The organism is Dyella sp. 2RAB6 (assembly GCF_052115385.1).
Taxonomy (GTDB): domain Bacteria; phylum Pseudomonadota; class Gammaproteobacteria; order Xanthomonadales; family Rhodanobacteraceae; genus Dyella_D.
Window position 1 is genome coordinate 16,721 of sequence record NZ_JBFRGP010000014.1, and the last position, 25,867, is coordinate 42,587.

The 25,867-nt window shown below is 66.7% G+C and carries 18 protein-coding genes; 9 read left to right on the top strand and 9 right to left on the bottom strand.

The features are described from left to right. Window positions 1-99: 99 nt before the first annotated feature. The 4 genes from AB4083_RS17370 to AB4083_RS17385 all read right to left on the bottom strand — a co-directional run bounded on the left by AB4083_RS17370 (window position 100) and on the right by AB4083_RS17385 (window position 5,991). Window positions 100-1,428 (bottom strand): alkaline phosphatase family protein, encoded by a 1,329-nt coding sequence (locus AB4083_RS17370; RefSeq protein WP_441609416.1) that lies wholly within the window; start codon window positions 1,426-1,428, stop codon window positions 100-102. A 64-nt stretch (window positions 1,429-1,492) separates the two neighbouring features. Beyond that, a complete protein-coding gene (locus AB4083_RS17375; RefSeq protein WP_441609418.1) occupies window positions 1,493-2,587 on the bottom strand; it encodes a glycerophosphodiester phosphodiesterase in 1,095 nt (364 codons plus the stop codon). A 215-nt stretch (window positions 2,588-2,802) separates the two neighbouring features. Continuing rightward, window positions 2,803-5,070 carry a TonB-dependent receptor gene (locus tag AB4083_RS17380; protein WP_441609563.1) on the bottom strand — a complete coding sequence of 756 codons (2,268 nt, stop codon included), beginning with the start codon at window positions 5,068-5,070 and terminating at the stop codon, window positions 2,803-2,805. Window positions 5,071-5,250: 180 nt separating this feature from the next. Then, a complete protein-coding gene (locus AB4083_RS17385; RefSeq protein WP_441609420.1) occupies window positions 5,251-5,991 on the bottom strand; it encodes a helix-turn-helix domain-containing protein in 741 nt (246 codons plus the stop codon). 232 nt (window positions 5,992-6,223) lie between these two features. Between AB4083_RS17385 and AB4083_RS17390 the strand changes: the two genes are divergently transcribed. Continuing rightward, on the top strand, window positions 6,224-7,264 hold the full coding sequence (locus AB4083_RS17390; RefSeq protein WP_441609422.1) for a DUF1501 domain-containing protein: 1,041 nt from the start codon (window positions 6,224-6,226) through the stop codon (window positions 7,262-7,264). Between the two features lie 164 nt (window positions 7,265-7,428). Here the strand turns inward: AB4083_RS17390 and AB4083_RS17395 are convergent, their stop codons facing one another. The 5 genes from AB4083_RS17395 to glk all read right to left on the bottom strand — a co-directional run bounded on the left by AB4083_RS17395 (window position 7,429) and on the right by glk (window position 16,891). Continuing rightward, complete coding sequence (locus AB4083_RS17395; RefSeq protein WP_441609423.1) at window positions 7,429-9,174, bottom strand: alkaline phosphatase; 1,746 nt, start codon at window positions 9,172-9,174, stop codon at window positions 7,429-7,431. A 67-nt stretch (window positions 9,175-9,241) separates the two neighbouring features. After that, a complete protein-coding gene (locus tag AB4083_RS17400) occupies window positions 9,242-10,312 on the bottom strand; it encodes an acyltransferase family protein (protein ID WP_441609425.1) in 1,071 nt (356 codons plus the stop codon). Continuing rightward, complete coding sequence (locus tag AB4083_RS17405) at window positions 10,309-12,585, bottom strand: family 20 glycosylhydrolase (protein WP_441609565.1); 2,277 nt, start codon at window positions 12,583-12,585, stop codon at window positions 10,309-10,311. Before AB4083_RS17405 ends, AB4083_RS17400 begins: the two co-directional genes overlap by 4 nt. A 333-nt stretch (window positions 12,586-12,918) precedes the next feature. Further along, entirely contained in the window at window positions 12,919-15,672 is a 2,754-nt protein-coding gene (locus tag AB4083_RS17410; RefSeq protein ID WP_441609429.1) for a TonB-dependent receptor, read from the bottom strand. Between the two features lie 112 nt (window positions 15,673-15,784). Beyond that, entirely contained in the window at window positions 15,785-16,891 is a 1,107-nt protein-coding gene (glk, locus tag AB4083_RS17415) for a glucokinase (RefSeq protein WP_441609430.1), read from the bottom strand. Between the two features lie 382 nt (window positions 16,892-17,273). On the opposite strand from glk, the gene AB4083_RS17420 reads away from it, so the two are divergent. The 8 genes from AB4083_RS17420 (at window position 17,274) to AB4083_RS17455 (ending at window position 25,866) form a co-directional block, all read left to right on the top strand. Beyond that, on the top strand, window positions 17,274-18,566 hold the full coding sequence (locus AB4083_RS17420) for a sugar MFS transporter (protein ID WP_441609432.1): 1,293 nt from the start codon (window positions 17,274-17,276) through the stop codon (window positions 18,564-18,566). A gap of 94 nt (window positions 18,567-18,660) precedes the next feature. Next, window positions 18,661-19,764, top strand: coding sequence for a LacI family DNA-binding transcriptional regulator (locus tag AB4083_RS17425; RefSeq protein ID WP_441609434.1), 1,104 nt, complete (start codon window positions 18,661-18,663; stop codon window positions 19,762-19,764). 38 nt (window positions 19,765-19,802) lie between these two features. Further along, window positions 19,803-20,837, top strand: a complete 1,035-nt coding sequence (locus AB4083_RS17430) for an SIS domain-containing protein (RefSeq protein WP_441609436.1) — start codon at window positions 19,803-19,805, stop codon at window positions 20,835-20,837. Then, window positions 20,837-21,997, top strand: a complete 1,161-nt coding sequence (gene nagA, locus AB4083_RS17435; RefSeq protein ID WP_441609438.1) for an N-acetylglucosamine-6-phosphate deacetylase — start codon at window positions 20,837-20,839, stop codon at window positions 21,995-21,997. The genes AB4083_RS17430 and nagA overlap by 1 nt, the downstream gene beginning before the upstream one ends. Window positions 21,998-22,268: 271 nt before the next feature. After that, on the top strand, window positions 22,269-22,427 hold the full coding sequence (gene napE / locus AB4083_RS17440; RefSeq protein WP_214570055.1) for a periplasmic nitrate reductase, NapE protein: 159 nt from the start codon (window positions 22,269-22,271) through the stop codon (window positions 22,425-22,427). A gap of 1 nt (window position 22,428) precedes the next feature. After that, entirely contained in the window at window positions 22,429-22,797 is a 369-nt protein-coding gene (locus AB4083_RS17445; RefSeq protein ID WP_441609440.1) for a chaperone NapD, read from the top strand. Then, a complete protein-coding gene (gene napA, locus AB4083_RS17450) occupies window positions 22,794-25,289 on the top strand; it encodes a nitrate reductase catalytic subunit NapA (protein ID WP_441609442.1) in 2,496 nt (831 codons plus the stop codon). Before AB4083_RS17445 ends, napA begins: the two co-directional genes overlap by 4 nt. A gap of 10 nt (window positions 25,290-25,299) precedes the next feature. Beyond that, window positions 25,300-25,866 (top strand): nitrate reductase cytochrome c-type subunit, encoded by a 567-nt coding sequence (locus AB4083_RS17455; protein ID WP_441609444.1) that lies wholly within the window; start codon window positions 25,300-25,302, stop codon window positions 25,864-25,866. Window position 25,867: the final 1 nt, after the last annotated feature.

Consider the following 25,867-nt stretch of genomic DNA (forward strand, 5'->3'; position numbering starts at 1 on the left):
TGGGGTGAGCCGCAGGCGAACCCCAACATCGCCACATTGATGTGCCTCGCGACGTTGGGGTTCGCCTGCGGCTCACCCCAACCTACGTCAGACATGTTCTTAGGGTGAGAACAACACCTTGCCCTGCGCCGCCGGCAACGCCACACCCAGCGACTTCGCCAAGGTCGGCGCGATGTCGCGCATATCGATCGCGCCCAAATTCTTGCCCACCGGCACGCCCTTGCCTTCGATCAGGAAGGTCGAGCGCATCATCGGCCACACCGGGTCATACCCGTGCATGCCGCGGTAATGGCTCGGCGCCGGCAGCGGTACGTCCGGCTTGATCGCCATCTCGTAGCCGGCCTTGAACAGCACGAACCACGACGCCTGCGCCGTACCGCCGCGCTCCACCGTCTGCGCATGATCGAGCACGCGTTCGATGCCATACGCCGGATTGCCCTGCAACTGCGCCAGCAAGCCCTGCACCTTCGCCACCATGTCGGCGTTGCCCGGCTCCTTCAGCACGATCGCCGCGCTGCCGCCGTCGTTCCACGGCATCGCCTGCCAATCGGCCACGGCGCCATCCTTCAAGGTGATCAGGCCGGCCTGGATAAAAGGCGCATACAGGTTGACGTCCTGCTGCACCGGCGCGAAGCCGTGGTCGGACACCACCGCGATCACGCCGTCCGGATGCACGCGGCGCGCGGCGGCGACCATCTCGCCGACCAGGCCGTCGATACGCTCCAGCGTGCGCTTCGACTCCGGCGTATCGGGGCCGCTGTGATGCTGCTCGTGATCGAGCGAAGCCAGATACGCCGTCATGAAGGCCGGCTTGCGTTCTTCCAGCAGCTTCACCGCGAAGCGCGTGCGGTTCTCGTCGCCGGCCAGCGTCTCGTCGATGCCGTCGGCGTAGGGGCCGAGTTCCTTTTCCAGCCCGGGCAGCAGGCCCGGCGTGGCCAGTGCGGCGAGCAGCTTGCGGTCGTCCGGTAGGCCGGTGCGCCAGATCTGCGGCAGGTTCCAGTCGACCTGCGCACCCACGCTCACCGGCCAGTGCACGTTGGCGGTGCTCAGGCCCGCGGCATGCGCGGCGTCCCACAAGGTCGGCACGCGGATATCGCTGGCGTACCAGGCCCAACCCTGCTGGTTCTTGTTGCTGGGATCGAAGGTGAGGTTGCCGGCGATGCCATGCTTGTCCGGCGACACGCCGGTGAGCAAGGTGGTGTGGCTGGGATAGGTCAGCGTCGGCAACACGCCGCGCACGTCGCTGGCGTAGCTGCCTTCCGTCATGAAGCGCTGCAGATTGGGCAGCTTCAGCCCGTGCTGCGCGGCTTGCAGCACGTCGGCAGGGCGCAGGCCGTCGATCGAGATCAGCAGCACCGGTACGGCATGCGCCGGTGCAAGAAAGGCCAGGCCAAGCAGGCCGGCCAGGAAACCGCGTTGCAGACGCATGGAATCACCGCACAGAGAGTGGACGGGCGAGTGAACCCGTCCGCGGTGACAGCGTGATGGCAGCTCAGCGACCGTCGACTGCTTTGCGGCCCAGCGCCGGGTCGTCGGTAAAGAACGCATCGACGCCAGCATCGAGATAGGCGCGGATTTCCGCCACGGAACCGGCCTCGTTGAAGGTCTTCGGATCGCTGCCCTGCCAGAAGTTCTTCGCCTGGAAATGGTTCTCCGGACGGAACGTGTACGGGTGCAGCTCGAGCTTCACCGCATGCGCGTCATGCGCCAGCGCGGTCGGCTGGCCCAGCGTGCCGTCCTTGTTGAGCGGGATGATGGCGCGGATGTTCGGGCCGATGGCATCGGCGTAGCCGGCGATATCGCGCAGCCCCGCCGGCTTCATCATGTCGGCATAGGTGAGCTTGCCGCCCGCGGCCACCACGTCGTACGGCTGCTCGTTCGGATCGTCCAGCAGCTGCAGCAGGCGCACGTTCGGATGGCTCTTGCCCAGCTTGCCGCGCACATAGCGCAGGTTGGCGATCTCGAAGGACTGGATCTCCACCGGCGCGGTGCGCGTGTAGCTGTGCGCATCGAGGATGGCGAGCACGCGGTCTTCCATCGGCAGGCCGGCTTTCTGGAAATAGGTGCCGTGCTTGATCTCGGGGATCAGGCCGACCACCCGGCCCTGCGCCGCGGCTTCGGCGGCGACGAAATCGATGATCTCGTCCAGGGTGGGGATCTGGAACTGGCCGTCGTACTTGGTGCCGCGAAATTCCGGCAGCCGCTCGCGCGCACGCAGGGTCTTCAGTTCGGCCAGGGTGAAGTCTTCGGTGAACCAGCCGGTGACATGGTGGCCGTCGATGGTCTTGGTGGTCTTGCGTCCGGCGAATTCCGCATGCGCGGCCACGTCGGTGGTGCCGCCGATCTCGTTCTCGTGGCGGGCCACCGGCACGCCGTCCTTGGTCATCACCAGGTCCGGCTCGACGAAGTCGGCGCCGTCGGCAATCGCCTTGGCGTACGAGGCCAGGGTGTGCTCCGGCCGCAGGGCGCTGGCGCCGCGATGGCCCAGGACGAGGACCTTTGCGGCAATCGGCCTTTCGGCAGCGTAGGCAGCGCAGGGCAAGGTCAGACTCAAGGTAACGAGGGCTAGCCAGCATAACGGTTTCATGGGGGCTCCTTACTGGGCTAGTAATTGTGCTTCCAGATAAACATCCTTCTCCCTCCGGGAGAAGGTGGCGGCAGCCGGATGAGGGTACGGGCGGAGCGGTGCGCATCACTCTTGCGCTCCGCCCGTACCCTCACCCCAACCCCTCTCTCCCACAGGGACTACCTTCGGGTCGCCGGAGGGAGAGGGGCTTTACGCTACGCCATCGCGATGCCTTCTCAGAACTTCACGTCCAGCGTCAAAAAGCTCTGCCGCGGCGCACTGGCATGGAACGCCAGCTGGCGTCCGTTCGGATCGGTGTTGGCGAACGCCGTCAGGTTCGACGCATAGCGCTTGTCGGTGAGGTTGCTGACGTTGAGCGACAGGCGCACGTCCTGCGCGAACCAGGCCGCGCCGAAGTCGTAGCCGGCGCCGAAGTCGAACGAGGTATAGCCGCCGAAGCCCTGGTCATTGGTGTAGGTGTAGTAGCGCGAGCCGGTGTACTTGCCGCGCAGGCTCAGGTTCCACGGGCCGTAGGTCCAGGCGATCTCGCTGGCGAACATGCGCTTGGGCGTGTCCACCGTGATCTTGCCCTTGGTCGGCACCACGGCGCCGTTCTGCACGTAGTTGTCGTCATACGTGGAGCGGTTGAACGAAGCCGAGTTGTACCACTGGAAATGCTCGAACGGCTTCCAGATAAAGGTGAACTCCGCACCGCGGCTGCTCACCGAGCCCACGTTGTAGAAGCGCGTGGTGCACGCCAACGTGGTGCCCTGCTGGATGCTCGGGCAGGGATTGAGCGAGAGCAGGCGGTTGTCGAACTTCACGTCGTACACCGCGGCCGAGGCTTCGAACTCGCGCTGCACGATGCGGTAGCCGCCTTCGATGGTGCGCGACTGCTCGGGCTTCAGGTTGCCGCGGGTGGCGTCGAACGAGGACTGCGTCACCAGCAGCGGGCCGCTGGCGCCGCCGCCCTGGAACGCGGCGATGTTCTTGGCGTAGGACAGGAACAGCTCCTGCCCGGCGTCGAGCTTGTAGCCCACGCCGACCTGCGGCAGCAGGTTCTTCTCGGCCTTCAAGGTGCCGTTGGCCACCGGCGCCTCGTACACGCCCGGCGCCTGGCGCGCGGTCATGGTCACGTGCGGGCTCTTGACGCCGATGTCCACGCTGAGGCGGTCATCCAGCAGCTTGAAGCTGTCCTGCAGGTAGGCCTGGCGCGTGGTGATGGTGTAGGCCTGGTTGAACAGGCGGCGATTCGGATCGCTCAGGTAGGTGTTGTCGCTGATCGGGCTGCTGAGCGTGTACGGGATGTAATAGAAGTTGCGCTCGACGTTGTGGTGGTTCTGCTCGTACCACACGCCACCTTCCAGGTGATGGCTGCCCAGATCCCAGCCCAGCGAGGCGAGCACGCCGTTGCGGTTGATCTTGTAGTTGGTGCTGCGGATCGAGATCGGCAGCTCCTGCGCCGCGCCCGGGTTGGACTTCTGACCCGGCGACCACCAGTGGCCCTGGCCGGCGTTCTCGTGGTGATAGACCTGGGCGTGCACGGTCAGCGCGTCGCTGGGATAGAAATCGCCGGCGAGGTAGTACAGGTCGTCGCGGCGCAGCGCGCGGCTCTGGTAGTAGGCGTCGTCGATATTGTCCACGCCGCCGGAGTAGCCGCAGCGCGCATCCTTCACGCCCTTGATGGTGTAGGCCGGCGCGCAATACGCCGCGGCCAGCGCGCGGTTCCAGTTCGGCGCATACAGGTTCCAGTCCCAGCCCAGGCCGCGCGCCATACCGCTCTTGGACAGGTACGCGTAGTCAGCCTGCGAGGTGCGCGAGGTGTCGGCGAACGCGGTGATGCGGCCGCCGTCGAACTGATACACGGCCTTGGCGTTGAACTGCTTGGTGGTGGTCGGCGAACTCGGCGGCGCCCACATGTCGGCGGTGGCGCGCACGCCCGACAGGTACATGGAGAAGCCGTGGAAGTCGCCGGTATCCAGGCGCAGATAGGTGCGCCGGTTCTGGTCGCTGCCGAAGGTCTGCGCGAAGCGGCCGCCGAAGGTCGGCAGCGGATCGGCGGAGAAATACTGGATGGCGCCGCCCAGGTTGCTGGTCGAGGCGATGCCGAGGCTGCCGATACCCTGCGCCAGTTCGGCGCCCGCGGCGTTCTCTGCGATCAGCGCGCGGCTGATGTTCAAGCCGTTGTAGTTGCCGTAGGCGTTGTCGCCCAGCGGCACGCCGTCCAGCGTGTAGCCCAGGCGCTGGCCGTTGAAGCCGCGCAGGCTGATGGTCTGCGATTCCTCATTAGCACCGAACGCGTCGTTGGACTGCACGTTCACGCCCGGCATCCGGTTGAGGATCTTCTGCAGGCTGGTGCCGGCCGGCAGCACGGCGACGTCCTTGGTGGTCACGCGCTGCACCTGGCGGGTCTCGCCCTGGCCGATCACCGAGACGCCTTCGAGGGTCTTGGCCGCGTCGGGCTTGACGTTGGTCGCGTCGGCGGTCGGCAGGTCCTCGGCCATGGCGCCGTGGGACAAAGCGGCGAGCGCGACGGCCGTGGCCATCGCCAGCAGGTTCTTCTTCATGAGATGCAGAGCTCCAGGAGATCGGGGCGTCGCGCGTTGGGGGCGCGGACGTTCAAATATCGTGAAGCGGCCACATGTCGGTTCTTTGACGGTGAGATGACGGACGCCGCAGCGCAGTCATAAAGCGGGCCGTCCCTCGACCTGGCGCAGGTACGCCGTGGGGCTGGCGCCGATGATCCGGTGGAACATGCTGCAGAACGCACTGCAGCTCGCATAGCCAGCTTCGCGCGCGACGGTCTTGATCGGACGGCCCAGGCTCATCTGGCTGATCGCGCGCGCCAGCCGCACGTGCTGGCGCCGGCGCACGAAGGACATGCGCAGCTCGCTTTCGAACAGACGCGCCAAGGTGCGGCTGCTGGCGCCGACCCGTGCCGCGAGCTGTTCGAGCGTATCCGGCCGCGTGGCATCGTCCAGCAGGCGCTGGCAGGCTTTCTTCAGCCGCGGGTCCGACGGCACCGGGATGCGGAACGGCGCCTCGTCCGCCTTGAGCAGCGCATGCAGCAGCAAGGGCATGGCCAGTTGCAAGGTCGCCGCGTCGCGTTCGCCATGCGCCTGCACCGCCGCGAGGACCAGTTCGCGCAGCAGTGGCGCCACCGCCAGCACGCGGCAATGCGCGCCGAACGGTGCACTGGTGGCGCGATCGAGATAAAGCATGCGCACCGCCACGCGCCCTTCCATCAGGATCTCGTGCGGCATGCCGATCGGTATCCACAGCGCGCGCTGCGGCGGCACGATCCAGATCCCTTCGCGGGTGGTCACCTGCATCACGCCGCTGGCGGCGTAGATCAGTTGGCCGCGGCGATGCTGGTGCTTAGGCACATGGCACCCACGCGGGTAGTCCTTGGCCAGCGCGGTCATCGGCCACGCTGTTGCGCGCTTCGCTGGCTGTCTGATTCGCGACACAGGATGGCCGCCGTTCGATGGATGGACAGGACTAGCTTAAGCACACCCAGCAAAGCTTCGCCACCTCTCGATCCCGTCATTCCAGCGAACGCTGGAATCCAGGGCCTTGAAGGCACTGGACCCCGCCTTTCGCTGCGGTGACGAACGACCGCGGCTGCCTTGCATCTCACCCACCCGGCCATCCCATATGCCTACCCATTCCCCTTCCCGGCGCAGCCTGCTGAAAGCCGGCCTTGCCGTCGCCGGCGCGCTTGCACTTGGCCCCTTCGATGCCTTGGCATCACCACGCGAACGCCCAGCGCTGGTCGTGCTGTGGTTGAACGGTGGGCCAGCTGGCTTGTTCAACAGTGCCGATGCGTTTCTTGCCAACGGCGCCTTTGACGTGAGATCCGGCAATGTCCGTGCGCTGGGCCATCGCCTGTATGTCGATGCCGCTTCGTTGGGCGCGTTGCCGGCAGTCGCGCTTGCGCATATGGCGGCGGTGCCGTTCCGCCATGGGTTGTACAGCCACAATGATGCTCGCGTGGCGATGCTGCAATCGGGGCCGCGCAGCCAATTGCTGCGGATGGCCGCGGCCTTGCCGGCCAGTCCTCTGCCTTGCGTCATCGTCAACCGGCTCGGCGTACCGGTAGGTGTCGCGGCCGATCCGCCGGCCGAACGCGGCATCGTCTGCCAGCACGTCGGCGCCTTCGCCGATGCGGGCCTGGCTGCTGCTGCGCTGGGTGGCATCCGCCATGCGTATGGCGTCACCCCGGGCCGCACGGCGGTCGACGATCTGCCTGCCACGTTCGCAGCCGTCGAGGCTCTGGTCCGCGCGGATGCCGGCGTGGTCTTCGCGCAAGTGGCTTTCACCGGCCGCGAGGATCGGCAGTTCGATACGCATCACGATGACGGCGGCAAGCTCGCGCGCCAGATCATGGCGCCGATCACGCCGGGCCTGTCGGTGTTCCTGCAGCGCATGCTGACGCTGCGCGGACGCAATGTGGTGACGCTGCTGACCGGCGAGTTCAGCCGCACGCTGCCAGGTGCCGATCATGCGAAGGGAGGTACGGCGACGGTGATCGGCAAGTACGTCAGGACGGGTTCCGCGGGCCGGCAACTGCCCGATGGTTCACCGCCGGAAGATGCTGCCGCGCCGGAAGCGCTATGGGCTTATCTCGCCGCCGCGCTGCGCGTGGATGGCGCCACGCCTTTCGGCGCCCATCCACATCCGCAACTGTTGGTTTGACCATTTCAGAGGCAGCAGATACAGCATGAAACGGCACCACCACCGGCGTAGGTTGGGGTGAGCAAAGCGAACCCCAACCATGCGGCGCGCCTGGACGTGGCCATGTTGGGGTTCGCCTGCGGCTCACCCCAACCTACGCTGTGCGCCGGAACGAGGGCGAGGCGTTACTTCGCACTCACCTGCTTCAACCACGCCTCATACGTCGGCCGATCTACCGGCACCCCATCCGCATTGCAACTACCCAGCTTGCACAACTCCTCGCGCAAGCGCGGCGCATGCTGCACGATCACGTGGAAGATCGCGTTCTGCTCGATCTCCCCATGGAACGCCGACGCGCCCGGGCCATTGGCGAAAATCGCCACATCCTCGCCACCATGCGTCTCGCCCTTCAACGGCACGATCGCTTCCTGCATATAGTCCGGTGCGGTGGTATCGACCTTGCTCAGATCCGGCCGCCCCTTCTTCGCCGGCGAATACTCATTCGGGTTGTGCGGATAACGCTTCGGCCCTTCCGGCTGCTTGTCGGTGGCGCCGGTGTAACCCGGGCCATTGGCAAAACCCAGCGTGGTGTACGGCTTGCCGGTGGCATCGCGCGCAATGCCGGCGCCACCTTCCTCGTCGTAGCTGTCGGTATGCCCCTGCACCAGGCCGAGAATGTCATTGCCGCGCTTGGGATAGCCGGCAAACGTCATCGTATGCGAGTGATCGGCGGTAACCACGATCAACGTGTCCTGCGCATCGGTATGCCCCAGCGCCGCTTCCACGGCGTCGGCCATGGCGATGGTTTCGTCCAGCGCGCGGTAGGCATTGCCGGCGTGCAGCGCATGGTCGATGCGGCCGCCTTCGACCATCAGGAAGAAACCGTTCGGGTTGCGCTTGAGCACATCGATCGCGGCAACCGTCATCTCGGCCAGGCTCGGTTCGCCGGCCTTGTCCTGCGGGCGCTCATGCTCGTAGTTCATATGCGAAGGCTCGAACAGGCCGAGCAGGCGCGGCGTGTTCGACAGGTCCAGCGACTTCAGCTGCTTGTCGTTCCACACGTAAGCGCCGCCCGGATGCTTCGCCTTCCACTGCGCGATCAGGTCGCGGCCATCGAGGCGCTGGCCGACCTTGTTGGCGTACTCCGGATCGGTTTCGCCGGCCGGCATGAATTCGGTGCGGCCACCACCCATCGCTACGGTCAGGCCGTCGATGGCGGGAAAGTCGACCAGCTGCGCGGCGAAATCCTTGCAGCCCTGCGCCTTCGCCTGCGCCGTCAGCTCGGCATCCACTTCCCAGTTGCGCTCCGGCAGATGGCCATAAGTCGCCGCCGGTGTGGCGTGGGTAATCCGCGTGGTCGTAATCGCACCGGTACTCATGCCTGCCGCCGCGGCCAGCTCCAGCGTCGTCACCAGTTCCTGGCCCTTGCTGGCCGCGCAATCCTGCCGGCGCGGCACCTGCGACACGCCGATATAGCCGGCACGCGTCTTCACGCCGGTCATGATCGCGGTCATGGTGCCGGCCGAATCCGGCGTCTGCTGATCGGTCTCGTAGGTGCGGCTGAACGCGCTGAACGGAAACTGCTCGAAGCTAAGCTTGTAGCTCTCGCCATCCACACCCTTGCGCTGCCCCGCGCGCACATGCGCCGCGGCAATGGTGGGAATGCTCATGCCATCGCCGAGAAACACGATCACATTCTTCGCCCGCTGCCCCTGCCCACCCGCCTGCGCCGACACCTGCGCCGCCTGCGCCGCGCCGTTGCGGAACCACCATTGCGGCGTCTCGCCTTCGGGGCGCTTGATTTGCGGGACATCGATCGCCACAGCGGAATTCTGCTTGGGCGGTGTCACCGCCTGACTGGCGCACGCGCTCATCAGCGCGCAAAGGGACAGCATCAACCCGCGTTGCGCGAGTGTGGACGAACGACTCATGGCAAACCTCTCATCGTCAGCTTCGTATCGGCAAGCGGGCGATGATAGCCGGTGGCAGCGAGGCGTGTTACAGCTTGAGATAGATCCGCTTGCGGTCCATCGCCCACATGATCGCCCACCACACAGCCACGAACGCGATAGCGTAAGCGAGCGATGCGATGTACGGACCTGCGAGAGGCGTGATCCACCCGGCGAAAATCGTTCGATACAAGGGATCCTGGATGCCCAGGCCAGGCAGCAGGATCTGCATGAACTCCGAGCCCGCATACGCAGCCACCGCATTGACGCCGAAGCGCCGACCCCAGGCGGGCCAGCCGCGCAGATCCACCAGCAGGTGGAACAGCAGCAAGGCCAAGGTCGCCCAACCCGCCGTCCACAGCACGAACGACGGCGTCCACAGGTTCTTGTTGAGCGGTTGCAGCAGCGACCACATCGCGCCGAGCAGCACGCAGGCGGTGCCGCTCAACAGCAGCGCGCGACGGTCGCCAGCGCGCAGCCAGTGGCCGGCGCGCAAGCCAAGCAGGGTGGTGGCGATGGAAGGCAGCGTACCGAGCAGTCCCTCGGGGTCGTGGCCCAGGCCGGTGGCAGGGAAGTAGCGGTAGGCGTAATGGCCGAAGATGGCGGTGTCGGTGCGGCTGACGATGTTGTGGAACGGCTCCAGCGTGCCGCCGAATGCGAGCAGCGCCGCATAGCCCGTCAACAACACCACGATGGCGCTCCACTGCGCGCGCCCGCTGGCATAGAGCTGAAAGGCAGCCACCGCGCCGAAGCAGATGCCGATCCGCTGCAGCACACCCGGAATGCGCATATGCGCATCCGGCAGGATCAGCGCCGCGGCGACATGGATCAGCAGCCCCAGGCCGACGATGCGCAAGGCACGCACCATCGCCGCGCGCAGCAGCACGCCGCGATCCGCGCCCTGCTCCAGCCGCGGCGCGATCGACAGCGCCACCGACACGCCCACCACGAACAGGAAGAACGGGAACACCAGGTCGGTCGGCGTGCAGCCATGCCAATCGGCATGCTCCAGCGGCCAATACACATGGCCCCAGTCGCCCGGATCGTTGACCAGCAGCATCGCCGCGACGGTGCAGCCGCGCAGGGCGTCGACGGAAGCGAGGCGGCGGCTGGTGCTCACGGTTTGCCGGTCGGGGTCAGGCTGGCGCGCTCGATGCCGTAGAGCGGGCCGGTGATGGGCGCGGTAAAGACCAGGCACAGATCATGCGCGCCCTGCTGGTCCGGCAACGCGGCGGCGAGCTGGAAGCGGCGCGGGCCGGACGGGTCCGGCAGCGGCATGCTGGCCAGCACCTCGCCGTCGCAACGGTCCTTGTGCACCACCAGTTCGCCGTGCGCGGTTTTCGCCGGACGCGACACCACCAGCTTGGCCTCGTGCGCGAGCTGGAAGTTGCGCTCCAGCTGCACCGCTTCCACATGGATGCTGCCGATGCCGTCCAGGCGCGCTTCGGGATAACGCTGGCAGGTGTCGAAGATATTGATGCCGTAGGCGGGCGTCATGCTGGTGGCGTCCGGCATCGGCTGCACGCGCAAGCGGAAATCGCTGCCCGGGCAGTTGCGCAGCTCGGCGTTCTCGCGCGTCAGCAGATGGGTGGTATCGAGCACGCGCTCGCGCGGCGCGGACAGCGAATGGCCGCTGGCATCCACCGCAATGGCGCGCACGGTGCCCGGCAGCTTCACCTCGAACGGCGCCTGGTAGCGTGGCGATTGCGCGCTCGGTTCGCTGCCGTCCACGGTGTAGTGCAGCTCGCCGAACTTCGTCTGGTTGGCCAGCGTGACGCGGGCCTTGCCGGTGGCGAGCGCCGCATTGCGATCCAGCTCGATCGACGGTGCGAAGGCGCTGTCGGCATACGCCACGCCCTGCGCACGGTAACGCGCCAGCTGCGTCGGCAAGCGCGCCAGGAAGCCCTGCCAGTCGCGCGTGGACACCGGCGACCACAGCACTTCGGCCAGCGCCGCGAGGCGCGGGTAGATGGTGTGCTGCAGGTGCGCGTCGCTGGTGATGTACTCGGTCCACACATTGGCCTGCGCGCCGAGCACGTGGCGCGCCTGGGCGGCGTCGAGTTCCTTCGGCACCGCTTCGAAGGCATAGATGCTGGCCAGGTCCTGCACCGGTTCGCGGCCGGCGCCTTCATCGGCGCGGTCGCTCTGCAACTGGTTGAGATACAGATCCGGCGAGGGCGAAGACACCACGTCGTGCCCCTTCTGCGCCGCCTCGATCGCGCCCTTGATGCCGCGCCACGACATCACCGTGGCATCGGCCGGCACGCCGCCTTCGAGAATCTCGTCCCAGCCGATCAGCCGGCGCCCATGCGCCTTCAGGTAAGTGCCCATGCGCGCGATGAACCAGCCCTGCAGCGCGTCCTCGTTCTTCAGGCCCAGCGCGTGCATCTTCGCCTGCACCGCGGGCGAGGCCTGCCACTGGTCCTTCACCGCCTCGTCGCCGCCGACGTGGATATAGCGCGAGGGGAACAGCGCCATCACCTCGTCCAGCACGTGCTGCATGAAGACGAAGGTGGCGTCGTCGACGTTGTACAGATAGGTGTGCACGCCCCAGTCCACCGACACCGGCGGACGCTTGCCGGTTACGCCCAGCTGCGGATACGAAGCGACGGCCGCCTGTGCGTGGCCGGGCATGTCCAGCTCGGGAACGATGGTGATGTGGCGCGCGGCCGCGTAGGCCACCACGGCGCGGATCTCGTCCTGCGTATAGAAGCCGCCGTAGCGCTGCGGCTCGCCGTTGCTGCCGGCATCCGGCGGCGTGCGCCAGGCGCCGATGCGGGTCAGTTCCGGATAGCGCTTGATCTCGATGCGCCAGCCCTGGTCGTCGGTGAGATGCCAGTGCAGCACGTTGAGCTTGTGCAGCGCCATCTGGTCGATCAGCGCGCGGATCTCGGCAACGCTCTGGAAATGGCGCGCGGAATCCAGCATCAGGCCACGCCAGGCGAAGCGCGGCGCGTCTTCGATATGCACGAAGGGTGCGGTGGGCTTGGCGTCGTCCTGGGTCAGCAGTTGCCATAGGGTTACCGCGCCGTGGAACAGGCCGTCGCCGTCGCGCGCGGCGATGCGTGCGCCGTGCGTGTCGACGTCGAGCACATAGCCTTCGGCCGGTGCGGAAGACTGCGTGTCGTGATGAAAGACGATGGCGGGCGCGCTGCCGGCCTTGTCGACGATGCGCAGCTCCACGCCGCGGCTGCGCTTGATCTGTTCGGCCAGCCAGGTGGCGGTGCGGCGGCTTTCGGCATCGCCGGCTACCAGCACGGTGTTGGTGTCGATGGCGAAGCTGCCATCGGCGCGGGCGAGCTTGGCGGGCAGCGGAATAAGGGATGGCAGCACGTCGGAGCGTTGCTCCGCGGCGAGCGTAAAAGATGGAAGGATGGCCAGTGCGGCCAGCATCAGGGTCCGGCCAAGGCGTAGTGCAAAAGTCACTGGCTGCGTTCCTCGTCGCTCAAGTCTGGCGTAGGTTGGGGTGAGCGCAGCGAACCCCAACGAAGGCACGTGTCCGGACGTCCGTTGGGGTTCGCTGCGCTCACCCCAACCTACAACTTTTCGGGGCTCCTCCCAAAGAAGGGCCCGGACATGCCGGGCCCAATGGGGAGGTTGTTGCTCAAGTCTGCCACCTAAGCGGACGTCGCTCGACCAGGCGGTGGCACCGCCCCGCAAGGGCGGCTGTTCCTCGTCGAGCCATCCCGGGCGCCTCCTGCGGAAGCGCCCGGGCACAGAGCACGATCAGAAGTTCACGTGTGCGGCCAGCATGTAGCGGCGGCCGGTCGTGTACTTGTTCAGCGGCATCGACTCGCTCTGCAGGTACTGCACGTACTTGGAGTTCAACAGGTTCATGCCGTCCAGGGTGAACGAGATGTTGTCGTTGAGCTTGTAGCCGATGGTCGCACCCAGATCCTTGTAGGACCCGGTGGTGGCCGGCGGCGCACCGGCGATGTAGCCGCCGGCGAGGTAGGAGCTGCGCCAGTTGTAGGTCAGGCGGGCGCTGTACGGGCCCTTCTCGTAGTACGGGCTCAGCGAGTACGAGTTCTTCGAGCTGTACGGCAGGGCGCCACCGCTGTCGAGCGTGGCATCGGCGTAGGTGTAGTTGGCCACCACGCCGAAACCGGTGTCGGCAAACGGCTGCTGGTAGGACAGGCTCAGGCCCTTGACCTTGCCGCCACCGACGTTGCGCGGACGGCTGATGTCGTAGCCGCAGAAGCCATTGGCCGTGCACTGGCCATTGGCGACGAGGCGGGCGAAGGTCGCCGGGTCGTTGTCGTGCGCCGAGTTGTAGTGCTGCTCGACCGCCGAGTCGACGAAGATGTAGTTGGCGATCTTCTTGTAGAAGCCGGTCAGGGCCAGCACCGACTGCGGTGCGAAGTACCACTCCGCCGAGGCCGAGTAGTTATTCGACTTGTACGGGTCGAGCTTGGAGTTGCCGCCCGAACCGGTCAGCACCGAGTCGTTGAGGAATAGGTTGTTCACCTGCATGTTGTACGGCGCGCGGGAGATGACCTTGGCCGCGGCGAAGCGCAGCACCACGTCTTCGGCCACGTCGTACGACACGTTCAGCGAGGGCAGCCAGTTGTTGTGCGTGGTGGAGCTGGTCTGCCACCAGCCGGCCGGGGCCGGATACTGCGGCACGCCGCTGTAGTTGTAGCCGCTGCCGTCGTCGACGGTGTGCACGTAGCGCACGCCCACGTTGCCGCGGAACGGGCCGGAACCGAAGGCTGCCTGCAGGTAGGCGGCCGTGGTCTTCTCCACGATCTTCCAGGTGCCGTTGAGATAGGAACCCGGATCGTCGTTGCCGCCGTTGGTCGCACGCACCCAGGCCCATTCGGCATCGCGGTTGGGCTGGATGTGGCTGGCCGCGTCCGGCAGCATGCCGGAGAAGCCGCCGAGCGTGTCGGTGTAGCCGGAAGTGCCCAGCGCCGCCAGCGAGATCGGGCCGTTCGGACCGTAGACGTGCTGCTCCATGCTTTCTTCGTGGCGGTTGTAGCGCACGCCGGCCAGCACGGTGTTGACGATGCTGTCGAAGTCCTTGGTGAAGTCGAGCTGGGCGTAGGTGTCCTTGGCGTTGGCATGGAACACGCCGTAGTTGCCCGGCCAGCCGCCCATCCCCGGGGTGTCGCCCATGTGCCAGTTGGCCGGATTGCGCGCCAGGTTCGGGCTGTCGAACTTGAAGCCCTTGCTGATATCCCAGCTGTAGCCGCCGCCGTATACCGGCTCCATGGCCACCTGCGACATGTCGTCGTTGTTCGCCTTGCTGTAGCCCACGGCGCCGCCGATGGTCCAGCCGTCGCCGCGGTAGTTGCTCTTCAGGTCGAACGCGGTGGTGCGCACCACCGAGTGGCGGATATTGCTGTCCAGGGTGCCCTGGGCGATGTCGCCGCAGGTCGGGTCGTCGAGCTTGCCGCACACGTGGCCGCCGGTGACGATGCCGTTGCCGCCCTGGGTGAAGCTGGTGATCTGGCCGGGCGTGGCATGCGTGAACGGATACAACGACTGGTTCCAGTTGTTGAAGTTCTCGCGGATGTACAGGGTGTTGAAGTCCACGTCCCAGTTGCTGGTCGGACGCAGCTGGAAGCCCAGCGTGACGGTGTCGCGCTTGCGCTCCTGCTGGAAGAACGCCGAGTTGATCTCGTCCGGCACCTTCGCATTGGGATTGAGCGAGCCGTTGGCGATGCCGGCGGCCACGGCCGGACTGCTGGCGTAGTCGGACACCGGGTGGTAGCCGAAGATCTCGATGCCCTGGCGGTTGATCTTTTCCTCGAAGTGCTGCGCCGAGGCGATCACGCCGAAGGTCTTGGCGTCGTTGTGCCAGCTATACAGCAGCGAGCCGGACGGACGGTGGTTCTCGGCCTGGTCGTTGTAGTTCAGGCTGAAGGAACCGCGCCAGGTGTTCGGCGCCAGGTCCAGCGGCTGCAGCGTGTGCAGCAGGATGGTGCCGCCCAGGCTGCCTTCGGTCAGGCGCGCCTCGGGGCTTTTGTACACCTCCAGGCGGCCGACGATTTCCGGCGCCAGCATGGTGAAGTCGAAGCCGCGGTTCGGCTGCGCACCGTACTGCCACGGCGTCTGCGAAATCGGCTGGCCGTTGAGGAAGGTGAGGTTGAGGCTGGGATCGGTGCCATCGATGCTGACGCGATCGCCCTGGCCGAACTGACGGTCGATGGTCACGCCCGGAATCAGCGCCATGGCCTCGGCCACGTTGGTGTTCGGGAACTTGCCGATGTCCTCGGCAGTGATCGCTTCGACCACGGCATCGGCGTTGCGCTTGGTCTCCAGCGACTGCTGCAGGCTGGCGCGGATGCCGGTGACGGTGACGCCCTGCAGATCGACGGCCTTCTTCTGGTCGGCCTTCGATTGACTGCTCTGATTCTGCGCGTTCGGGTTCGGCGCGCTCTGGTTCTGCGTATTGGCGTCCTGAGCATGGATCGCGCCGGCCATACACAGGCTGGCGATGATGCTCGCGGCGAGCATTGTTCTACGGTGCGACATGTAAACCTCCCTCAAAGGCTTATGTGTTCCAGGCGAGCAGACGGCCTCGCATGGAGTGACAGGCTGGGCCGTGGCCCCCCGGATACGTCGTTGCGTTACAACTCTTTGGCGTTCATTGCCTGGTTGCCTCCCCCGTCGGCGCATGGCCGTCCAGGTACATGCCAGCGGCGCCGATGACGCCGAGCTGGCCGTGTTCCATCAGGCGCACGGGCACTTGCTGCAAGAAGGCCCGCATCACGCCCTTGTTGAAGAAGCGCTCGCGGAAACTGCTGGCCAGCAGCACCTCGCGGATCTGCGGCAGGATGCCGCCAGCGAGAAACACGCCGCCGCGCGCGCCGTAAAGCAGGGTGAGATCGCCGACGAAGCTGCCGAGCAGGCCGCAGAACACGTCCAGCGCCTCCACCGCCGCGGCATCGCTGGCCTCCAGCGCGGCGCGGGTGACGTCGCTGGGCTTGGCCAGCAGCGGTGCCTGACGGCGCAGCACGCACAGCGCGCGATACAGATTCAACAGGCCCGGACCGGACAGCGCATGCTCGAACGACACATACGGCCGCTCGCCCGAAAGCACGCGCAGGATCTCGATCTCGCGGTCGTTGCCCGGCGACAGGGCGATCTGCCCGGCCTCGGTCGGCAGCACCGTGGCGTGCGGCTTGCCCGGCAGCAGCACCGCCGAACCCAGGCCCGTGCCCGGCCCCATCACCAGCACCGGACCGGCGCCGCCGGCGGTCTGCGCCTCGATCACCGGCGTGGTGTCGGCCTGGACCAGGAACTGGGTGGCGTAGGCCACCGCTTCGAAATCGTTGACCACGGCCAGCTGCTGTATCCCTAAGCTGTCGCGGATATCGCGGATGGATACCGGCCAGGGCAGGTTGTCGTTGACGATGGCGTCGCCCAGCACATAGCCGGCGCTGGCCACGGCGCACTGGTCCACGTGCACGCTGCCGCCGAGCTGGCTGACGAAATCCTTGAGCACGGCGGTAAGGCTGGGCCATTCCGCGCAGGCATAGCGGTGGTACTGCAGCACGGTGACCGGCCGCGCACCGTCCGGGCGCTGGCTGACCAGCCCGATCCGCGCATGGGTGCCACCGACATCCGCCGCAAGCAAAGGCGCGCCCTGCGAGGCACCCTTCAGCCCGACACCCTGGTTGGCCAGTTCCGCCACGAGCCCTCCCCTTTTCACGCCCGTTTCCACGCCCGTCTTCACGTTCGACGCGGTCATGCCGACGTCATGCTGTTGTCACAGCCCCCGATGGAGTCGGAATATGGGAGCGCAATGACAACGTTGTCAACTGGTCGAATTTCCTAGACCCGCACTGACGTTCCCGCGACGCAGCAAACACCTCGCCATAACGCGGCCGGCGGCCGGCCCGAAAGCCCACCGAGCCGCTTGGTTACGCCACTTAGCACGGTTTTTGCCGGGTCCAGAACGGGCATGCCGCGGCGCGCCATGGCCGGGCGAAAGGCGGAATGACCCGGCTGGCTCCCAGGTGACCTGTCCGGAGCGCCGATTGACAACGTTGCTAGTTAGCGCCGATAAAACGACGGGAGGCGACGCGGCTCGCGGGCCGTCGTCGGCATCGGCACATTCGGGGAGTCACTACATGTCGTCCACAACACTCGCTACCGGCGATACGCACGCCCGGGCCTCCGGCCTGGTGCCGATGCTGATCATCGGCCTGCTGTTTTTCATCTTCGGCTTCGTCACCTGGCTCAACGGGCCACTGATCACTTTCGTCAAGCTGGCGTTCTCGCTGGACGACGTGAACGCCTTCCTGGTACCGATGGTGTTCTATTGCTCGTACTTCTTCCTCGCCCTGCCCTCGTCCGCGGTGCTCAAGCGCACCGGCATGAAGAAAGGCATGGCGCTGGGCCTGTTCGTGATGGCGATCGGCGCGGTGCTGTTCGGCCAGTTCGTCTCGATGCGCGTATACGGCGGCGCGCTCGCCGGCCTGTTCGTGATCGGCGCGGGCCTGGCCCTGCTGCAGACGGCGTCCAATCCGTACATCAGCATCCTGGGGCCGATCGACAGCGCAGCGCAGCGCATCGCCTTCATGGGCATCTGCAACAAGATCGCCGGTGCGCTCGCACCGTTCGTGTTCGGCTGGCTGGTGCTGAGCGGCATCGACACCTTCGACCAGCAGGTCAAGGCCGCGCCGTCGGCGGAAGCGCGCGAGGCGCTGCTCAATACCTTCGCCGCCAAGGTGCATATGCCGTACATGGCGATGGCCGGGCTGCTGGTGGTGCTGGCGGTGTGGGTGCTGCGCTCGCCGCTGCCGGAGATCAAGCCTTCCGGCGCCAACAGCGAGACCGAGATCGGCCACGCCAAGGGCAACCTGCTGAGCTTCCCGCACCTGTGGCTGGGTGTGCTGTGCCTGTTCCTGTACGTGGGCGTGGAAGTGATGGCGGGCGACGCCATCGGCACCTACGGCCAGGGCCTGGGTCTCCCGCTGGATGCCACCAAGCATTTCACCTCCTACACGCTGGTCGCCATGCTGCTGGGCTACCTGGCCGGGCTGGTGCTGATCCCGAAGATCATCTCGCAGCAGAGCTACCTGGCGGTGTCGGCCGTGCTCGGCATGATCTTCACCATCGGCGCCTGGCTTACCACCGGCTATGTCTCGGTGGGTTTCGTGGCGGCGCTCGGCTTTGCCAACGCCATGATGTGGCCGGCGATCTTCCCGCTGGCGATCAAGGGCTTAGGAACCTGGACCGAGGCCGGCTCGGCTTTGCTGATCATGGCGATCGTCGGCGGCGCGCTGGTGCCGCAGGCCTTCGTACACCTGAAACAGCACTACGACTTCCAGCTGGTCTTCATGCTGCTGATGGTGCCCTGCTACCTGTACATCCTGTTCTACGGATTGCGCGGGCACCGCGTGGGCCAGCACGCATCGTGAGGCTTTGCGGCGGGGCTGGCTGTCACGGCTCCGCCATCCTCACTGCAAGCTGCCGGGCTACGATGCCCGTACTGTTTCCCCCGGAGTTCCCGCGTTGCGCAACCCCACCATCAAGGACGTCGCCAAATCGTCCGGCGTCTCGCTGAAGACGGTCTCCCGCGTGATCAACCGCGAGGCTTCGGTACGCGCCGACACACGCGAGAAAGTGGAGCGCACGATCGAAGCGCTCGGCTACCAGCCCAACCCTTCCGCCCGCGGCCTGCGCAGCACGCACGCGTATGCGATCGGCCTGGTCTACGACAACCCCAACGCGCACTACGTGATCAGCATGCAGGAAGGCGTGCTGTCGGCCTGCCGCGAACGCGGCTTCGGCCTGCAGATCCACCCCTGCGATTCCTCGTCGCCCGGCCTGGCCCGCGAACTGTGCGCGCTGGTCGAGCGCAACCGCCTGGCCGGCCTGGTGCTGGCGCCGCCGATGTCCGAGCAGCATGAGCTGGTGAGCACGCTGCTCAAGCACGACATCGACCTGGTGCGCATCATTTCCTCGCGCGACGATCCGCACGACGGCTCGCCCTGCGTCTACGTGGACGACCGCAGCGCGGCTTATGCGATCACCGAGCACCTGATCCAGCTCGGCCACAAGCGCATCGGCTTCCTGTGGGGCGAGCCGCATCACCGTTCCAGTCCCGAGCGCTACCAGGGTTATGCCGACGCGCTGAAGGACTACGGCATCGTGCAGGACAAGAAGCTGGTGCTGCCGGGCCGCTACGCCTTCGACGACGGTTTCCGCGGTGCGCGCAAGCTGCTGGCGCTGAAGGATCCGCCCACCGCGATCTTCGGCAGCAACGATGAGATCGCCGCCGGTGTGCTCGCCGCGGCGCGCTCCAGCGGCCTGGATGTGCCGTGGGACCTGTCCATCGCCGGCTTCGAGGACAGCCCGTTCTCCAAGCAGGCGTGGCCGGCGCTGACCACCGCGCGCCAGTCCACCAGCGAGATCGGCCGCCATGCCGCACTGCACCTGATGGCCGACCTGCAGCGCGAGAACGGCGAAGGTTTTGCCGAGCCGTCGAACGAATGCTTCGTCCCCGAGCTGGTGGTGCGCGGCTCGACCGCACCGCCGAAGAACAACACACCCAAGAACAGCACGCCCAAGACCACCCCACCCAAGAACGCCACGCCGCGCACGCTCAAGACCTGACGCCGCGCGGCCGCACGCATCACCGAGAACGCCATCCCATGAAGCAAGCCAGCGACACCCTGATGTACCGCGAAGCCCACGAGGCTGCCGACGTGGTCGAGCGCCAGCTCGCCGCCAATGCCGACGTGCTCAAGGCCCTGGGCGAGCGCCTGCGCGCCGAGCCGCCGCGGTTCATCGTCACCTGTGCGCGCGGCAGCTCCGACCATGCGGCGGCCTATGCCAAGTACGTGTTCGAGACGCGGCTGGGGCTGCTCACCGCCTCGGCCTCGCCCTCGGTCGCCTCGATCTACGACGCCGACCTGAAGCTGGACGGCGCGCTGTTCCTGGTCATCTCGCAGTCCGGCAAGAGCCCCGACCTGCTGCGCAGCGCGCAGGCCGCGAAAGATGCCGGCGCGCTGGTGGTGGCGATGGTCAACGTGGAGGACTCGCCGCTGGCCGCGCTGGCCCACACGGTGATCCCGCTGCGCGCCGGCCCCGAGCTGAGCGTGGCGGCGACCAAGAGCTACCTGGCCACGCTGGCGGCGATCCTGCAGCTGACCGCGCACTGGGGCAACGACGACACCTTGCACGCTGACGTGGCGCGCCTGCCGGCCGACCTGCGGCGCGGCTGGGATGCCGACTGGAGCGCGCTGGTCGACGGCCTGCGCGAGCAGCGCAACCTGTTCGTGGTCGGCCGCGGCTACGGCTTCGGCCCGGCACTGGAAGCGGCGCTCAAGCTCAAGGAAACCTGCGGCCTGCACGCCGAGGCGTTCAGCGCGGCCGAGGTGAAGCACGGCCCGATGGCGATCGTCGGCGCCGGCTTCCCGGTGCTGTTCTTCGCCCAGGGCGACGACACCCTGGACAGCACGCTGGCGGTGGCCGAGGAATTCCGCGCGCGCGGCGCGCGCGTGCTGGTGGCCAAGCCCGGCGCCAGCGGCCCGGACACGCTGCCGCTGCCGGCCGGCATGGATTCGATCGTCACCCCGCTGCTGGCGGTGCAGAGCTTCTACCGCGCCGCCAGCGAACTGGCGCTGGCGCGCGGCTTCGATCCGGACGTGCCGCCGCATCTGCGCAAGGTGACGGAGACCGTGTGATGAGCGCTGCGCAACCGCTTACCGCCCTGGTCAATGGCCGCGTGCTCGGCGAGCACGGCGCGCGTGACGATCTCGCCGTGCTGCTGCGCGGCGGCCGCATCGAAGCGCTGCTGCCGGCCGGCGATGCCTCGCTGGCCCAGGCCGCACGCCACGATCTGCAGGGCCGCCTGCTGCTGCCCGGCTTTATCGACGTGCAGGTCAACGGCGGCGGCGGCCTGTTGTTCAATGCCGCGCCGACGGTGGACACGCTGCGCGGCATCGCCGCGGCGCACCGCAAGTTCGGCACCACCGGCATGTTGCCGACGCTGATCACCGACACCGCCGAAGTCATGCATGCCGCGCTGGAAGCGGTCGACGCGGCCATCGCCGAAGGCGTGCCCGGCATCCTCGGCATCCATCTGGAAGGCCCGTTCCTGGCGCCGGCGCGCAAGGGCATTCACGATGCCAATCTGTTCCGCCTGCCCGATGCCGCGGACATCGCCGATATCGCGCGCAAGCATCGCGGCGTGGTGATGATGACGCTGGCGCCCGAACGCGTGCCGCTGGACACCATCCGCCTGCTCAGCGCCGCCGGCGTAGTGGTGGTCGCCGGCCATACCGCCGCCGACTACGCCACCACGCGTGCCGCGTTGGACGCCGGCGTCAGCGGCTTCACCCATCTGTACAACGCAATGACCCCGCTCAGCAGCCGCGAACCCGGCGTGGTCGGCGCGGCGCTGGACGACCCGCATAGCTGGTGCGGGCTGATCGTCGATCTGCACCACGTGCACCCGGCCAGCCTGCGCGTGGCCATCGCCGCCAAGGCGCGCGGCAAGAGCGTGCTGGTCACCGACGCAATGCCACCGGTGGGTGCGGACGATCCCACCTATGTGCTCAACGGCCAGACCATCGTGGCGCGCGACGGCATCTGCCAGAGCGCCGACGGCGTGCTGGCCGGCTCGGCGCTGGACATGGCCACCGGCGTGCGCCACCTGGTCAACGCGGTGGGCCTGCCGCTGGCGGAAGCCTCGCGCATGGCCAGCGCGTATCCGGCCGCATGGCTGGGGCTGGAGCGCGAGCTGGGCCGCATCGTCGCCGGGCAGCGTGCGGATTTCGCCGTGCTGGACGACGAGCTGGTCGTGCAGGAAACCTGGATCGGCGGCGTGCGCTACGACGCCTGATTTCACAGCTTCTCCTAACATGCGTCGAGTAAAGCCCCTCTCCCTCCGGGAGAAGGACTCGCTCCCTGAGATTGAGAAAAAGGCAGACGCCACAGCAGTCGGCATGAGATTCGACGTGCCCTCTCTTTCACCGAACTTCAACGTGAAGGGCCGGTAGAGTACGCCGCGACATTGCCTGACTTGACCGGCGTCAAGTAGTTGCCGGTTCGTCGGCGCTAGCATCGGAGAGGGACGCAGCCGTGCGTCCCTCTCGCCGGCACGGGGAACAAGTATGGAACGTCCCGCGGATCGCACCGGGAAACGCCAGGAGCGGATGGTCTTCCTGCTCCTTACCGTGGCGCTGTTTCCCATCCTGGCGGTATTGACCGTCGCCTCCTACGGCTTCGCCGTGTGGATCTGGCAGATGTTCAACGGTCCACCGGGGAGCTGACATGAGCGCCGACACTTTCCACCCCAGCCGCCGCGCCTTCCTGCAAGGGCGCTTTCCGCGCGGCGAGCGCGGCCACGAAGCGGGCAACGACGAGCTGCATATCTCCAGCCTGCTGGTGCAGCACCGGCCGCAGGCGATGCCGGCGCTCGAAGCCTATGTCGATACCCAGCCGGCGCTGGAGATCACCGCGCGCGGCGAGCATCGCTGCGTGCTGCTGTGCGAAACCGGCCACCAGCGCGAAGTGCTCGACCTGATCGACGCGATGCTGGCCCTGCCCGGCGTCGTCAACGTCTCGCTGATCTACCACCACGCCGAGCCGCGCGACGAACTCGAACAGCCGCTGCAACCGCCACCGGGAGCCGAGGCATGACCCTGACGCGACGCGAATTCATCCGCAACACCGCCGCGGCCGCCGCGGCCAGCGCCGCCGGCCTCGCGCTTCCCGCCGCCGCCAGCAACGTGCTGACCGAAGGCGATCTCACCCAATTGAAATGGGACAAGGCGCCGTGCCGCTTCTGCGGCACCGGCTGCGGCGTCAACGTGGCGGTGAAGAACGGCCGCGTGGTGGCCACCCATGGCGACGTGCATGCGGAGGTCAACCGCGGCATCAACTGCGTCAAGGGCTATTTCCTGTCCAAGATCATGTACGGCACGGACCGTCTGACCCAGCCACTGCTGCGCAAGACCAACGGCGCTTACGACAAGAACGGCGAGTTCACGCCGGTGTCGTGGGACGAAGCCTTCGACGTGATGGCCGCGCAATTCAAGCAGGTGCTGAAGGCCAAGGGCCCGGGCGCGGTGGGCATGTTCGGCTCCGGCCAATGGACCATCTTCGAAGGCTATGCCGCCAACAAGCTGATGAAGGCAGGCTTTCGCAGCAACCATCTCGACCCGAACGCACGCCATTGCATGGCCTCGGCGGTGATGGGCTTCATGCGCAGCTTCGGCATGGACGAGCCGATGGGCTGCTACGACGATATCGAAGCCGCCGACGCCTTCGTGCTGTGGGGCTCGAACATGGCGGAGATGCACCCGATTCTGTGGACCCGGGTGACCGACCGGCGCCTGTCCAATCCGCACGTGAAAGTGGCAGTGCTGTCGACCTACGAGCATCGCAGCTTCGAGCTGGCCGATATCCCGATCGTGTTCACCCCGCAGACCGACCTGGTGATCCTCAACTACATCGCCAACCACATCATCAAGACCGGCAAGGTCGACAAGGAATTCGTCGGAAAGTACACCAGCTTCAAGCGCGGCAACGACGATATCGGCTACGGCCTGCGCCCGGACAATCCACTTGAACTGAAGGCCAGGCACGCGAAGGACGCCAATGGCGGCCAGCCGATCAGCTTCGAGGAATTCGCCAACTTCGTTGCACCGTACACGCTGGAGAAGGCGGTGCAGATGACCGGCGTGGAGCGCGGCTGGCTGGAACAGCTGGCCGAGCTGTACGCCGATCCGAAGGTGAAGGTGACCTCGTTCTGGACCATGGGCTTCAACCAGCACACGCGCGGCGTGTGGGCCAACAACATGGTCTACAACATCCATCTGCTGACCGGGAAGATCTCCACGCCGGGCAACAGCCCGTTCTCGTTGACCGGCCAGCCTTCCGCCTGCGGCACCGCGCGCGAGGTGGGCACCTTCAGCCATCGCCTGCCGGCGGACATGGTGGTGACTAATCCGGAACACCGCCGCCACGCCGAGGAGATCTGGAACATCCCGCACGGCATCATCGATCCGGTGCCCGGCTATCACGCGGTGGAGCAGAACCGCGCGCTGCGCGACGGCAAGCTCAATGCGTATTGGGTGATGGTCAACAACAATATGCAGGCCGGCGCCAACATGATGGAGGAGACCTATCCGGGCTATCGCAACCCGGAGAACTTCATCGTGGTCTCCGACGCTTATCCCACGGTGACCGCACAAGCAGCAGACCTGATCCTGCCGGCAGCGATGTGGGTGGAGAAGGAAGGCGCTTACGGCAATGCTGAGCGCCGCACGCAGTTCTGGCACCAGCTGGTGAAGGCACCGGGCGAGGCGCGCTCGGACCTGTGGCAGCTGATGGAATTCGCCAAGCGCTTCACCACCGACGAATGCTGGCCGGCCGAGATCCTGGCCTCCCATCCGCAGTTCAAGGGCAAGACGCTGTACGACGTGCTTTATCGCAACGGCAAGGTCGATCGCTACCCCGTCGCCGATATCGAAGCGGGCTTCCAGAACGACGAGGCCGCCGCGTTCGGCTACTACCCGCAAAAGGGTTTGTTCGAGGAATACGCCGAATTCGGGCGCGGGCACGGCCACGACCTGGCTCCGTTCGATGCGTACCACCAGGCGCGCGGCCTGCGCTGGCCGGTGGTCGACGGCAAGGAAACACGCTGGCGTTATCGCGAAGGCGCCGACCCGTACGTCAAGGCCGGCACCGGCTTCCAGTTCTATGGCAACCCGGATGGGCGCGCGGTGGTGTGGGCCCTGCCTTACGAGCCGCCCGCGGAAATGCCGGACGACGAATACAACCTGTGGTTGTGCACCGGCCGCGTGCTGGAGCATTGGCATTCCGGCTCGATGACCATGCGCGTGCCGGAGCTGTACAGCGCCTTCCCTGCCGCGGTGGTGTTCATGCATCCCGACGATGCGGTGGCGCGCGGCCTGAAGCGCGGCGACGAGGTGCGCGTGGTTTCGCGGCGCGGCGAAATGCTTTCGCGCATCGAGACGCGCGGCCGCAACCGCGTGCCGCGCGGGCTGGTGTTCGTGCCGTGGTTCGACGCCGGGCAGCTGATCAACAAGGTGACGCTGGACGCGACGGACCCGATCTCCAAGCAGACCGACTACAAGAAGTGCGCCGTCAAAGTGCTGCCTGCCTGAGGATGCCCCGATGTCGAACACTTCCCGCTTCGTCGCCAGCGCCGTGGTCGTGCTGGCGCTGGCATCGGTCCTGGCATTCGTCGCTTCGCACCGGCGCGTAGGGCCGACCGGCGAGCCGCCTGAGGGCGCGGCGCCTGCCGCTTCGGCACCGGCGCCACGTCCGGCCGTGGCGGTGGTGCCGGCCGGTGCGGGCCTGGATGCGCTGCGCCGCGGCGCCGAGATCGACAAGGAGATCGCGCCGCCGCCGATGGCGCGCGTGGAGAACGCCGACATCAAGCGCAACCGCGCCTACCCGATGCAGCCGCCGACCATCCCGCACACCATCGACAACTACCAGATCGACCGCAATTCCAACCGCTGCATGCTGTGCCATGCGCGCGCCAACGCCGACAAGTTCCAGGCACCGCCGATCAGCGTCACCCACTACATGGACCGCGACGACCAGTTCCTCGCCACCATTTCGCCGCGGCGCTATTTCTGCAACCAGTGCCACGTGGTGCAGACCGATGCGAAACCGCTGGTGGCCAACGGCTTCAAGGACATCGACACGGTGCTGTCCGAGCAGAAGGCGAATTGAG